Origin of the sequence: Clostridium sp. MCC328, assembly GCF_018785465.1 — a bacterium.
In the GTDB taxonomy this organism is placed as follows: domain Bacteria; phylum Bacillota; class Clostridia; order Lachnospirales; family Lachnospiraceae; genus Pilosibacter; species Pilosibacter fragilis.
The window spans coordinates 1-13364 of record NZ_WQPW01000010.1 but is presented as its reverse complement, the minus strand read 5'-3'; the positions used below and the strand labels follow the sequence as shown (position 1 = coordinate 13364).

Annotated in this window: 15 protein-coding genes and 2 pseudogenes; 4 read left to right on the top strand and 13 right to left on the bottom strand. The window is 43.8% G+C overall.

Annotation, left to right across the window (positions count from 1 at the left end; translation table 11 throughout):
- From GPK83_RS01985 to GPK83_RS01950, 8 genes are all read right to left on the bottom strand, one after another.
- Positions 1-1468: phosphoadenosine phosphosulfate reductase family protein (locus GPK83_RS01985; RefSeq protein WP_215703876.1), on the bottom strand; the 1468-nt coding region annotated here is incomplete at its 3' end.
- Positions 1469-1500: 32 nt separating this feature from the next.
- The gene (locus GPK83_RS01980; protein ID WP_177968418.1) at positions 1501-2172 is read right to left on the bottom strand and encodes a hypothetical protein; all 672 of its coding nucleotides are present in this window, start codon (positions 2170-2172) and stop codon (positions 1501-1503) included.
- Positions 2173-2175: 3 nt separating this feature from the next.
- Positions 2176-5121 carry a hypothetical protein gene (locus GPK83_RS01975; RefSeq protein WP_215703875.1) on the bottom strand — a complete coding sequence of 982 codons (2946 nt, stop codon included), beginning with the start codon at positions 5119-5121 and terminating at the stop codon, positions 2176-2178.
- Positions 5122-5250: 129 nt separating this feature from the next.
- Positions 5251-5472: a helix-turn-helix domain-containing protein gene (locus GPK83_RS01970; RefSeq protein WP_117513971.1), complete on the bottom strand. Its 222-nt coding sequence runs from the start codon at positions 5470-5472 to the stop codon at positions 5251-5253.
- A gap of 322 nt (positions 5473-5794) precedes the next feature.
- Positions 5795-6274: a hypothetical protein gene (locus tag GPK83_RS01965; RefSeq protein WP_117552967.1), complete on the bottom strand. Its 480-nt coding sequence runs from the start codon at positions 6272-6274 to the stop codon at positions 5795-5797.
- A gap of 184 nt (positions 6275-6458) precedes the next feature.
- Entirely contained in the window at positions 6459-7475 is a 1017-nt protein-coding gene (locus GPK83_RS01960; protein WP_117552968.1) for an O-acetyl-ADP-ribose deacetylase, read from the bottom strand.
- Positions 7476-7503: 28 nt separating this feature from the next.
- The gene (locus GPK83_RS01955) at positions 7504-8871 is read right to left on the bottom strand and encodes a hypothetical protein (RefSeq protein ID WP_181968070.1); all 1368 of its coding nucleotides are present in this window, start codon (positions 8869-8871) and stop codon (positions 7504-7506) included.
- Between the two features lie 57 nt (positions 8872-8928).
- Positions 8929-9147 (bottom strand): hypothetical protein, encoded by a 219-nt coding sequence (locus GPK83_RS01950; RefSeq protein WP_252196205.1) that lies wholly within the window; start codon positions 9145-9147, stop codon positions 8929-8931.
- Positions 9148-9203: 56 nt separating this feature from the next.
- Here GPK83_RS01950 and GPK83_RS01945 point away from each other — a divergent pair, with 56 nt between their 5' ends.
- The 4 genes from GPK83_RS01945 to GPK83_RS01930 all read left to right on the top strand — a co-directional run bounded on the left by GPK83_RS01945 (position 9204) and on the right by GPK83_RS01930 (position 11854).
- On the top strand, positions 9204-9530 hold the full coding sequence (locus GPK83_RS01945; RefSeq protein ID WP_215703874.1) for a hypothetical protein: 327 nt from the start codon (positions 9204-9206) through the stop codon (positions 9528-9530).
- A 188-nt stretch (positions 9531-9718) separates the two neighbouring features.
- Complete coding sequence (locus GPK83_RS01940; RefSeq protein WP_215703873.1) at positions 9719-10234, top strand: hypothetical protein; 516 nt, start codon at positions 9719-9721, stop codon at positions 10232-10234.
- 1 nt (position 10235) lies between these two features.
- Entirely contained in the window at positions 10236-10466 is a 231-nt protein-coding gene (locus GPK83_RS01935) for a hypothetical protein (protein ID WP_215703872.1), read from the top strand.
- Positions 10467-10549: 83 nt separating this feature from the next.
- Positions 10550-11854, top strand: a complete 1305-nt coding sequence (locus tag GPK83_RS01930) for a Na+/H+ antiporter NhaC family protein (RefSeq protein ID WP_215703871.1) — start codon at positions 10550-10552, stop codon at positions 11852-11854.
- 113 nt (positions 11855-11967) lie between these two features.
- Here the strand turns inward: GPK83_RS01930 and GPK83_RS01925 are convergent.
- From GPK83_RS01925 to GPK83_RS01905, 5 genes and pseudogenes are all read right to left on the bottom strand, one after another.
- Positions 11968-12171: pseudogene (locus tag GPK83_RS01925) on the bottom strand (hypothetical protein); the annotation flags it as partial.
- Between the two features lie 69 nt (positions 12172-12240).
- Positions 12241-12330, bottom strand: a pseudogene (locus GPK83_RS16755) (Maff2 family protein); the annotation flags it as partial.
- A 167-nt stretch (positions 12331-12497) separates the two neighbouring features.
- Positions 12498-12728, bottom strand: a complete 231-nt coding sequence (locus GPK83_RS01915) for a hypothetical protein (RefSeq protein ID WP_117513967.1) — start codon at positions 12726-12728, stop codon at positions 12498-12500.
- Complete coding sequence (locus tag GPK83_RS01910; RefSeq protein WP_243019858.1) at positions 12716-12967, bottom strand: DUF3990 domain-containing protein; 252 nt, start codon at positions 12965-12967, stop codon at positions 12716-12718. The genes GPK83_RS01915 and GPK83_RS01910 overlap by 13 nt, the downstream gene beginning before the upstream one ends.
- 34 nt (positions 12968-13001) lie before the next feature.
- Positions 13002-13364, bottom strand: a 363-nt coding sequence (locus GPK83_RS01905; RefSeq protein WP_215703870.1) for a Type 1 glutamine amidotransferase-like domain-containing protein, incomplete at its 5' end; no start/stop codon positions are given.

Sequence of the window (13364 nt, the reverse complement as noted above, 5' to 3'; positions counted from 1 at the left end):
TACTACCAATCTCTGGGCCTGGCTGCATAGGAAATGATATCTTTGAGATAAATGTGTCAACCAATATTGACAATATCAATGCTTTACATCCCTTGCAATAAGCAACTTTATTTGCTATGCCACGCAAATGACTAATAACAAATCGATCCATCTTAGAAAATGGCTTATAACTTACATATAGTTCATCTGCTTTTTTTGAAACCCTGAATACAAAATTTGTGCCCGAAATCTTTTGTGTTCCTGTACTCCCATCAAATTCTGTGATCGTTCCTAAAATCGGAGCACATTCAAGCCAATTCTGTGTGGAGCCACTAATAGTGAATTCAATTGTATTGTTTTGAATCTGTTCATTTATGCGGTTACCGCCATTAGGAAGTCCTCGCCCTCCCATTCTGGCTTTCCAACCGCCATCTTCAATATACTTAACAACCTCTGTTTCCACTTTCGTATTTCTTGCATACCGCTCGACTCTACTAAGAAGTGGTTGCATCTCGGTTCTATAATGATCATTAGCAATCCCATCCCACCAATCCGAAGATAGTGGGCACACCATACAGCCAACCCTAAACAATCCCAGTCGATATGCATCGTTTAATAAAATTCCCTCATGCAGAATATAACAATATAATTCAGCAGTATTCCATTTATGAATTGCGCTAACATTAACTTGGCTAATGTTTTTTGCGCCTTCACTCACTTCGTCGTATTTTGCCCTTCGAGCACTTTCCTCTGCTCTAACGCCATCAAATACAACTGCTTTTGCGTTGTATTTTCCAGTTATTTCACGCAATTTTAAGATAGTCGGCACAGATTTATGAACGGCGCAACACCATCGCATTCTTCTTCCCGGAGGTCCAAATTCGTCCCAGCTCTCGGTAGCTTTCAAATGACATTTTGCGGTATAAAAATGAAGTTCCGGCCAATGTTCTTTTGCTCGTTTCACAGCTGTATAAGTGTCGGACAATTCCATGCCTGTGTCACTAAAAATTACACAGAATTCATTTGGAGCCAATGCCTTGGCGCATAGATCCAACAGAACGATGGAGTCCTTGCCACCGGAAAAAGCGCACACGAAAGAGTATCGTTCCGATTTATATTTATCATGTTGCTCACGGATAAAAGAGATTGCCTTCTGTTCTAGGCTCTTCATCAAATTCTTGTTAACCTCATACAGTCGATTAATATCCACCGGCTGTAGCTGCAAACGTTTATCCGTGTTATAGACCACGGTAGGGCGGGTATAAAAGCCGCCTCCTTTTGCTTCCGCAACGCATTCACCATTGAGTACATAGCGCCGTACACCCTCTGCCCAAAGCAGGGGGGCATCCGTGTCTGGATAATCCCAGTGTTCATACATCTTGAAGAAGTCCAGCTCTTCCTTGAACACCGGTCTGATTTCCTTTTGCAGTTTTGCATTTACTGTCAGACGAAATATTCCATATTCATCTGTCCACTCATATCCGTACATAACAAATTACTCTTCTCTCATAGTTTTCTCGCTTAAAACAGGATTTTCCCCGCGTCATCCTTCGTCAGCCAGGGGCGATTCCTGTGAAGCACAGTATGACAGTTAGGGCACACTGTGATAAAATCATCAGCTGCATAATGCTTGCTGCTATTCAGTTCGGTGATAGGAACGGTCAAATGGCATTGCAGGAAATTGCCGGGAGTCGGCTTATAAATCTCCGACAAGTTCAAATGACAGATTTCACAGTTTTCTGCGCGGACGATTTTCCGACCATCTCTTGTCTCCAGCACTCTATGCAAATGGTACAGCAAGGCTCCCTCCGGAAAATCTTCGCCCTCAAGCTCGCTCCCGAATGTTGCTGTTTTGAAAAATTCGCAATTTTTCCTTATGGCACGCGCAATTTTATGCAGCTCGTCTTTTCTTCCGTCGAACTCATCGGCAACCTCATAGAAAATCGTACCGACATCAGGGTCCTTTTTACCTTTGTTATAACTTGACCTAAATTTGCTAAGCTGCCCATTTACCCCGCCTTTGCTTCTAAAATTTTCGCGGCGTGCAGAAAGCGGAATAATAGGAAGCTCATTCAAAAGTTCACTGAGTTCGGCGATTTCATGGCTTTCCTTGTTCAGTCGAAGCTTGTCAGCAAAATGCAAAACATCCAGCGCCAGTATTGCTTCATCCCGAGTAAACGATATATTTGCCATGTCTTATATCATCACCTTAACGTGGTTGCCGTCACTATCCCAAAGGAAGCGCGGATCGCCTCCAAGAGCGTTGGGCATGTTATAAATCAATTGGCTGCCGCTGATCATGCCTGCGTCTACCAGTATTCCGCGCAATTCTTCCGCTTCAAACTCGTAACGACTCGGCATCTCATTGTGCAGAAAAACTGCGACAACATCCCGAAAATCCTGTATCCAGCTATCTTTTTCTACAAACATCGCGTGGAGCGTATTGCTATTCTGCGATTCCATTGCGATGATAGTTCTGGCTTCAAGCTCGTTCGGATAGAATCGGATCAGTTGTTGCAACAGCATCGGTGTCCAAGGAAGGCAAGCCGGCAAAGTCGGCAGCAAATTGTACCAACTCTCCGATATATTGCGAGGAATGATATGGCCGTCAGTATCCTCAAACAGCCGACGCAGAGCGCAGTGTATTGACTCCAAAAAGTCTGTGTCTATGTGCATGAGTTCTGCCAGCAGATACTCATTTTCTGCATAGATGAGGAACACTGGTTCTTTATCTATGCGCATCAATCCTCGCAAGTTGCCGGTGTTCGATCCCAGCCCGGTCAAGTAGCGCACGAGTTCATCATAGGTGACGGTTGCGCCTTTTTCGCGAGCATACTTGCTTACGATATCGATGACCGAATCGGCAGAATACTCGGGAAGACTGATATACATATTGGATTTAAAAACATAGTGTTTTCCATGGTATTTCAACTTTTCAAACAGGTGTCGCGCCAGATCATACACAGATTGTTGGCCTATAATGCCGTTGTCATTGAAGAACATGGCCATTTCGCTACAGGCATACTCATACAAATGTTTTGCCGTTGCAACACCATCGTTCTTCTTGAGCAGCTTATCAAGGATTGCCTCCAAAGTGTCTGCTCCTTCTTCGAAATCTACCAGTGCCTCCTCGTGATAGAGTTTTCGATTCATCTCAATAATGTGGGGCGACTGCGCAACGATTTCTTTTGTCCCCACCATCGTATAATGTAGCTTGTTCTGCAACTCTTCATAAGTAGCACCTGTCAAATCGCACTGGAGCAAATAATCCTCTGCTTCTTGTCTAAGGACAGGAGAAATGGAGGTCGCTGGCGTTTCAGCCACTTTTTGCAAGTCCTTTGTTAGCCGATCCGTAGGCTTCCTCTGGGGCATTTCGACGCTTTTTGTCTTTTCTTCCACGGAATAATCTTGTGGTACTACATCGCAGCGTTTTATAATCCATGCAATATCCTGCTGCACCTGCTCCAAAGATAAATCGGAATCTATGTAAGCTTCAGGATTCATAAGCCTCAGCTTTGTATTGCCATAGTCATACTGACTTACAACAATCTTTTGAGACTCAGGGTTGTAAACATTCAGCAGTGTGCGGAACTTCAAGGGATACCTGGTGGAAACCGCTGTTAAGAACGCCACAAACGCTTTCGAAGGCGAAGTGCCTTTATATACTCCCCCGTTATAATGAATCTCATATACGGAGGTATTCTGCTCGTCATTTTCCTTTTCCGCATTTCTCAGTTTCGCAGTTAATTCTGTGCTGATTGCCAGTCTCTGCTGAATAGAGTACAACTGGTGAAGATTCATAAAGGACCACAGATTGACCTCGTTTAGTTCCTCCAGCGTTGTAATTCCTTTTTTCTTCAACTCCTTATAAAGTAGATCGTATTTCTCATCTTCAAAGAATCTGTCAAAGTCGGTACCCTGTTGCTCTGGTTCTTTATTTTTTGAAGCAACACAGGCAGTAGTTTCTTGCCGATCTGAGCTTTGGAGATACAGCAGATATTTCGTGATTGCAGCATTATATCTGTTGTGTTGACTTGCGTTCACTTCCCAATATTCGGTTGTCTGCCTCAGCTGATCTACGACTCTTTGCGCTTCTGCGCGATCCGCCCCATAAAGGCGGATTTCTTTCAACCCAAGCCTGCTTGCCAACTGTTCGCAATTGGTAATAGCAGAGGAATAGCTTTGTGCGCTACGTTCTGCCATATACTGATCATGGAGCAGCCAATTGCGGAATACTGCTTTATAGTTTCCCGTGTCGGTCGTTACCATAGCAGACATAGTATTCTTCGTCGCAGATGCCGCCCGTTTCGATGCGTTTTCTACTAATGAAGGCTCTGTACATTGCATCGATTCAATTTTTATATAACGGATTTCAAGATTCTCGTAATCAACATTACATCTGTCCAGCAGTAGGCGAATTTTCATCACGATATCTGTTGCACTTAGGTTCGTTTCGACATAAAAATTGTCGCTGACCTCCTTAGGTGCATTCATTTTATCCGAGGCTTTTTGACTTCCGAAGTCAATCCGCCGGCCTCCACTGATATTTGTGTTGTACATTCGAAGGAATTCATCTGGATAGTCTTCCGACAAGCATACGAGAACTTTTACATATAATTGCGTCCAATTAGAGATACCAGTCTGTTCATCCCCAAAGTATGAAAATGAAACTGGCTTTGTATATGCAAAACTATTGATATGGCAAAAATCAATTATCAGCACATTATCTTCTTTTTTATTTTCGCTCAAGGCGATTTCTTTCCTTTGAGTAACTTCGCAAGGTTTACCATCGGAAGAAATATCTCCCATAGTTTGAGAAATACTCAATTCAGTCGTATTTGTTTCTTGGGCGACCAGCGATTTCACAAAAGCTTTGTAATACTGTGCTGCAGTAACAATCTTCCTCATCTGTTTTTTATGCGAAAGCTGAAATATGCGGCTTTCAGTAACAGTTTTTTGAACTCTCTTAATGATATCCAAATCTATTGTTTCAAACAAAGGCTTACGAAGTACTTTTATTTTGAGACAATAAGCCTCTATTTCCGAATAGCAAAAGCACAACTCAGACAGATGAGCCGATGGTGCATTCTGGGCAAGCCAAGTAGCAAAAAGCTCTTCGATTTTCTCCTTGTCGCCAACCATTAACATTGCCTCCTCTGAATATTTGTAGTACTCGCTTCATTATTTCCGAAATATTGCCACAGTTATTATGAATCAGCGCATCTGATAAGTAACGTATGTCTGCTTCTATTGCTCTATTATGTCCAATAATCAGGCCTTCTCTGAATCCTCATCCGGGAGAAACTCGAGAACGTCATTTGCAGTGCAACCAAGCGCAAGACAGATTTTGCCAATCAGTTCAACAGATACAGGTTCTTGTCGTCCCATTTTGACAATCGTACTCGAACTAATGCCAGCCTTTTCACATAATTCTTTTTTCTTCATATTCTTGTCAATAAGGAGTTTGAATAGTTTATTGTATGAAATTTTCATAAGCCTGTCCACCCCGTCCAATCAAGTACAATTTGGTTGCAATAAAACAGAATATATTATACCACCTTCCATGGTAGCCGTAAAGATATAATCCGTTTATTTGAAAGCTTTTTAGTCTCATTTTTCGTATTTTCTTTCTTCTGCAAGCAGGGCTTTCGTGACACGAAAGCGATTTTCTGCTTGTTGGGGAAGTCTCCACTCCGTTCCGGTCCGCGCAAAGCAGACGTCCACCGGACGTCTTGCGCCCGTTCCGGATGCTTTAACGGCAGTTCCTGCCATAGAAAAAACCGGAGTGAATCATCACCCCGGCTTCAAAAAACATTTACTTGTGCTTGCGGTCTCCACGCTTTTTGTAGTCCTCGTCTATACGCTTTTTCCAGTCTGCGCTCAGCGGGGCACTGCACCGGACAGAGCTGATTGCTTCGCTGACCACTTCATAATTCAACGCAGTTCCTTCGCTGTCGCACTGATAGTTGACTGCACGATCTGCACCGATTCCGAACTGGCTTGCGGTCTCTACTGCGTCAATATTGGCACCGAGGAACAAAAACTCCCAACCGTATTTCGCTTTCTGCCGCTCGATCATCTGCTTTACTTTTTCGCTGTTGTACCGACGGCTGGCATTTTCCATTCCGTCCGTAGTGATTACAAACATAGTGTGTTCCGGGACATCTTCTGGTCGTGCGTACTTATGAACATTTCCAATGTGATGAATCGCACCGCCGATGGTGTCCCGTTCTAATCCGCTCATGGAACCGCTGCGGTCTAAGATAAAAACGAGCTCTGTTAAATTCTTTCTCATATGCTTGTCCTCCCAAAATCTCGCCCTTGCGGGCTCGCTGTTGCGGTATTCGCCAAGGTTTCGAGCAAGCTCGAACTTTGGCTCATTACACGCGCATATGGCTGCTCGGTTTCGTACCTTACAGCCATAGTATAGCGATTTTCTTTTGTAGGGTGGTCGCATGGAAAGCGACATTTCTTTGTCCTTATGCTCCGATCAGGCTCTGGTCAAAGGCAAACAGTGCCTCGTTGATTTCATACACATTGTAGTTTCCTCGTTCGACAAAATATTCTACAATGATGTCGAATTTGCTCGAATGGGAAAGGGTAAAGCCTGCCTTGCCGAGCATCTCCTGCATCTGGGCAAGCGGCAATTCCAAAGCCAGGGCAAATGCCAGCACCGTAGGTTTGGATGGCTTGTAGAATTTATCCGAACGGATCTTCGAGAAGAGCTTCCGGTCAATGTTTGCCTTCTTGTAGCACTGGGCATCCGTCATGCCGCTTTCGTCAATCTTCCACAGCAGCATTTCCGAAAAACTCTCATCAATCTGTCCCAGTGCCTCTTCCAAGGATTGACTGCTGCAAGATTTACAGATTGCTTCGGACGGCAGCGGGGCAGGTGCAGCTTCAAAGCAGGATTCCTCTGACAATGCTTCGAGCCGCCGCCTCTGTTCTGCCCGTCTGTCGGTATGTTCCTCCACATACCGGTCATCTATGTACGCCGCGATATCAGCAAAAAGTTTTCCGCTAATCTGATATGCCTTCCGATCAAAGCTAACGATGTAAACCATCATCTCATTCTCCAGCAGGAATGTGCCGATGGTATCGACTGCAACCTTCAGAGCCTGGTCTTTAGGATAGCCGTAAATGCCGGAGGAAATCAGCGGAAAGGCCACCGACTGACAGCCATTTTCTTTTGCCAGGTTCAAAGATGTCCGATAACAGGATTCCAGAAGCTCCTGTTCCCGATGTTTGCCATCCCTCCAACGCGGTCCAACTGCATGGATCACATATTTGCAGGGCAAGTGGTATCCCTTTGTGATTTTTGCGCTGCCTGTCTCGCAGCCATGCAGCGTACTGCACTCTGCAAGCAGCTCCGGTCCGGCAGCACGATGAATGCAGCCGTCCACACCACCACCGCCCAAAAGAGACGTGTTGGCAGCATTGACGATTGCGTCAACGCTCATTTTTGTAATATCGTTTCTGATAATCTGTAAGGGCATTGCTTATTCCTCCCTCTTCTGCACATCGTTAAACATGCTTTTTTTGCAATTCTCGAATCAACATTTCAACCTGTGCCCCTGTAAGAAACGGTGTTTTGATTGTCGATGCCCAATAAAAATTCCGCTTCAAAATTGTTTTTATTTCATTCGGAGAAAGCGCAGGCAACGCCTTGACATCCCCATTAAATTTTTCCGGCACAATCATTCTGACACTATGATATTTTTCATCAGCCACTTCTGTCGGCGTGTCTGTGACAATCTGTCCAACCGCAATAATTCCTCTTCCTTTGGAATAAAAAAGAGCATAGTCATCTTTGCGAAAGCTGTCGATATACCGTTTGGCATCCCCATATGCCGCTATTTTGTTTCCGAGAATCATCTCGGATTCATTTGTATCTGAATACGAGATATTCGTATCAAACATGATTCCTTTACACGCAGAAAACTTCAAACGATTATTTTCTATTTCTGTCAGAAACTTCACCCAGTATAAAACATTCTCCGGAATGATATGAGACTTATCCGGATTGATCGCAAATTCATAGATAACCGTTGGATCTGCTGCTTTCACATTTGAATATTTCTGTGCATTCTGAACGTTTCCTTCTGTTGTAAGCAAATACACTTCACCATTCAGGCTGGAATAGTCATCTGTATTGAGATCAACATCACCCTTCTTTACCTGAATGTAAATATGCTTTCGGTTCAGGTCATTTGGATCAACCAAAACGCACTCATACTTTGGCGTAGCAATTTTATTTGTCGATGGAATGCAAACGTAGCCTTTCGTATCATACAGCCACAGCGCAAGTAAATCCTCAACATCTTCCGGCTGAAGCAGGCTGTAAAAATGCTTCTCGCATAACGAGAGGGCTGGATCGGGATAATTGAATAGATCCAGCGCTGAATCGTGGACACGGTTATACAACATCTGACTGTATTCTTCCACTCCATTTTTCTTAATTCTCTGGATGGTTGAACCCATAATAAATGATGTTGCCACAGCACCAGGAACGGATTCTTCATCTGCCTTATCTGTAGCTGGATACCAATCTATATTGGTCAACTGATTCGCTGCATCCATCTGTACTGCATCCTCGCGAAACACCCATGTACTGTTCGCCTTAACTCTCGCAATATAGTATTTCCCTTCATTTCTTGAGCGCATCCATAGGAGATCTCCTTCTTTCACATCCTCTACCATGCGGCATACACTGTCGAATGATTTGTACTGCGTTCTTGCCAGATTACAGTAATCCAAAAATGTATGTATCCCAGAACGTTCTGCCTGGGTTAATTCACGCAGACTCCATCCCATTGCTGCTACATGATTTTTCAAGCAATAGTCGGCAACATTTGTGCCTCCTGTATTCACCTGTAATCTCCATACTGCCATCTTGTCTTCCTCTTTCTTTTTGCATTTAGAACTTTCTCATCATTCGCTTTAATATTATTATATATCGTCCACACATAGAGTGACAGATGCAATGTACATTATTTTGCACATTTCCGATTTGGTCTTGCGGCACTCTGCATAGGAGCTTTTCTTTCGTTCCAGGAGCATCGCATACTCTGCGTTCAGCTCGCTGATGCGCGGGAGCTTTTTGTCAGAGCCGTTCTCTTTCTTATAAGCATCGAACGCCTTTTTCGCTGCGCTGTTGAAAAATGCCATAAATGTGTACCGCGGCAAAGGAAGGCTACCATTGCACAATTGCCTTTGTGATTCAGATGAATGGAATTCATCGGGTGTTTCCAAATGAGGCGACTGTCGGCAAGGAGGATCTGGAAGAGATGGGAACTGCCATGACTCTGGATCTCCTGGAGGACGGTACCGGAACCATGGATTATGACGGGACGGTCTATGATCTGACCTGGGATGACAGCAGTATTACCATGGAGGATGTGGCAGATTTCTATACGCTGGAGGATGGTGTGCTGATGCTGGCAAATGCCGATACAGAGATGGTATTTGAACGGCCAGGAAGCGTAGCAGCTGTGACTGACCGGATGAAGAAGAGGGTGAGCAAACAGCCTCCAGCACAGCAGCATCGATAGAGGACAGCTGGACAGTCGTTCCGCTGGCGTCTGCTCAGGAGCTGGTGCCTTATAGCTGTACAGAATTCAGTATGAATATTCCGGAAGGCTGGAGCGTGAAATCTTCTGCCATGTACACCGGTATGTTTCATGCAATTCATGTTTTTGATCCGGAGAATCCGGTAAATCAGATTTTCTTTATGCTAAAAATGGAACCATTATTTTCAGATGAAAATTCCCGGGCGATGATGGCGCTTTCCAGTGATTTGTTTGGAAAATGTCCCATTCTTACGAATGTATCGACACAGGGAGTCTTTGAAATATTCCCACAGTTTGCAGACGCAATGAATGCAACTGCTGACTATGCGGATATTCAGACACCGTACATTGCAGATTTTTCTGTGACAGAGAGCTTTGAAAGTACTCAGGGAATGAGCAGCGTTGCTATTTCCCCCTCCATTCTTCGGGCGGATTTTACACAGAATGGCACAACGGGAGAAGGAATGTTCACGGCGGATGTGGTTCCCTTTGCCATGGGCACGGGAATGGGATATTATTCTGTCTATAATCTGACAGTCCTCAGTGCAGAAAAGGGAACATTTCAGGACTGGCAGCCTACTTTGAATAAAGTTCTCAGCAGTCTTAATTATACGCCGGAGTTCCAGAGCTTTGCCATGTCCCAGAGCAATCAGGCGGCCTCTACCTCCCAGTCTCTCAGCCAGTGAGATGTCCGACAGCATCATGTCTTCCTGGGAAAACCGGAACCAGAGCCAGGATATTATGAGCCAGAAACAGAGTGACGCTACCCTGGGTTACGAGCGCATCGTGGACACTGAAACTGGAAATATTTACAAAATTGACAACGGTTTCACCGATTGGTATGACGGCTCCCGTTACAAGTCCATCACTGATGATCAGTATACGGATTCGGTGGAAGCAGTGATTCACTGGAAGTAGAGTCATTGATTTTTTAAGGCATTTGCGGTATCATGGCATGGTATAGTTTGGGATAAATAAAAGGGGTAGAGAGGGATTAAGAAATGGAAAAAAGAAATGCAAAAGCCTTATTGCCTATCGCGGTGTTTGTGGTTTTATATCTGGGACTGGGGATTCTGTTTGAATATGTCCTGAATATCGAGATGGGATTTTACAAAATTCCTGTTGTGATTATATTTTTGCTTGCACTGCTTGTTGCATGTCTGCAAAACCGGAAATTAAGCCTGAATGATAAACTGAAAATAATGGGAGTTGGAATCAGCGATCCGAACATTATTACCATGATCATTATATTTATGCTGGCTGGAATTTTTGTGGGTGTTGTTGGAAGAACATCAGCAAACAGTGTGGCATATTTTATTCTGTCACTGATACCGCCTCAGTTTGCGGTTGTGGTGCTTTTTGTAGTAAGTTGTTTTGTATCACTTGCAATGGGGACTTCCGTAGGAACCATTACTTTAATTACTCCGATTGGAATAGCCGTGTCGCGAGCATCGGGGTTTGACCTGCCGCTTTGTATTGCGACAGTCATGGGTGGTGCAATGTTTGGGGATAATCTGTCCTTTATCTCTGATACGACAATTGCCGCATGTAATGGACAGGGTTGTAAGATGACAGATAAATTTAAGGAAAACTTTTTCATTGCACTTCCGGCAGCAATTGTCAGTCTGGTGATTATTTACAGTCTGTCTGTGAAAAATTACAGTGGCGGAGTTGTGCAGGAAGAATATCATCTGATACAGGCCATTCCTTATATACTGGTACTGGCGGGAGGCATTCTTGGCTTAAATGTGTTCCTGGTACTGATTACAGGAATCATAAGTGGCTCCATCATCATGATTGCGACAGGGATGATCGTGCCGACGGATTTGCTTGGAAATATGGGAGACGGGGCAGCAGGCATGTTTGAAACCAGCATGGTTGCCATTCTGGTAGCGTCTATCTGTGCACTGATCAAAGAATATGGTGGATTTGCTGCTCTGCTATATTGGATAAAAAAAGTGTTTAAAGGGAGAAAAGGCGGACTCCTTGGCATGGGTCTGTTGGTAGGTCTGATGGATATTGCAACGGCGAATAATACAGTCGCAATTGTTATGGCAAATCCAATTGCAAAAGAAATGTCAGGAAACTACGGAATCAGCAATAAGAAAGCAGCATCTATTCTGGATACATTTTCCTGTATCTTTCAGGGAATTCTTCCTTATGGAGCACAGATGCTGGTTGCCATCTCAGCGGCTTCCGGCCTGGGTGAGACAGTCAGTGCATTTGATATTCTGCCAAGGTTGTTTTACCCGTATATGTTGTTCATCAGTTCCCTTGTCTTTATTTCTTTTGAAAAAAATGCATAACTGGAAAAACAGATAGAAAAAGAAGGCGAAAGCAATGTTCGGAGAATGTCATGCCCATGTAATCATGGACGGAATCAATTATAAAGCAGCAGTGGCCGCTTCGATCTGCTTCTTATCGGCACCATGATGGAGTTGGACAGATTCTCAATCATATTGAAAATACTGCCATTCCATCCCTGTGGGGTCTGTCCTACCTGTACGGATATATCCGCGACCTGTTGGTTTACGCTGTCAAACATCCCCGAAAGGTTGCTCATAATACCGCCCACCAGCATTTCTTTCAGCCAATTCGTCAGGGCTTCAAGTAAGAAATCCATACGGTGTCAACCTCCTTTCCGCCGCCCCCGCAGAGCTGCGGGAGCGGCAAGGATTTCATGCAGGAACGTTTAGACAGAGAACAGTCCGGAGAGCAGAGGTACAAGAACCATACCAACAACGGCTACACCAGCACCGGCCATGAGCTGTTTTATGTCTTTTATGAGAAAATATTTGCTCGAAATGAGCCTTGAAAAGTATAAAAAGATTATATTTTGATAGATTTTCTTATTTATGGGAGCCGGAACCTCTTTCGATGGTTCCAAGCTCCGGTGACTGCTTTTGCACATTCCTGGATTGTTGTATAAATTTAAACTCACATTCCATATCAAGATTTCTCTAATTCTTCCTTATACAATTCGGTTATATATGCCGGACCATTACACCACAGTTTTGTTTTCTCATCATACAGTGCTTTTCCTGTCTTTGAACATAGAAAATCCGTCAATATCTCTTTTCTGTCCCTGCCCGTTTCTTCTGCAATCTCATCTGTCACCATAGTGATAAGAAGATCTATTGTATAATTTATTTTTTCTTTTGGAATTGTTACTTCAGCCATATCTTCTCACCTTTCACAAATTTCAGACACTTAATAGCTGCTTCCGTTTTAAAGCAATATTGATCTTTTAATTTATTGGGCAGCAACTGTCTGATGCAGAAATCGTCTGCTTCCTTATCGCCTGCTGTCCCGAAAGCCCCGGCAAGGTAAGCAGTAAGGGTAGCGTTTGTTACATCATCCGCAATCTTTCCTGCAATGATATCATACCTCGCCATTTCACGTTCAACTTCGATGAACATTTTTTTCTTGGTCAATAAAACTGGAATTTTCAAATTAGTCTTTGCAAATAACCTTTGAATCTTCACCGTCAATTACAATTCCCTGACGGTTGTTAATTGGGCATAGATTCAAATCCGAAAACTCAGTCATTATTTTCTCGGTAACTTTCTTAAATGGTGCTGTAAGATAATGCGGAAGAACATAGAAATCAATCAAATCAATCCCTGCATCATCTTCTTGTGAGTAGTCCTCCGGCTTTTCATCCATTTGCTCGATATATTGGATGCTTGGAGCGCATATAATTGCGCCTGCCGACTCGCCGATCATCAATTTTCCATTTGCCAATTCCTTTTTCAGCAGTCCATCAGTTCCCGTTTTACGGAGCTGGTCCATAAGAAAGAAAGAATTTCCGCCGGT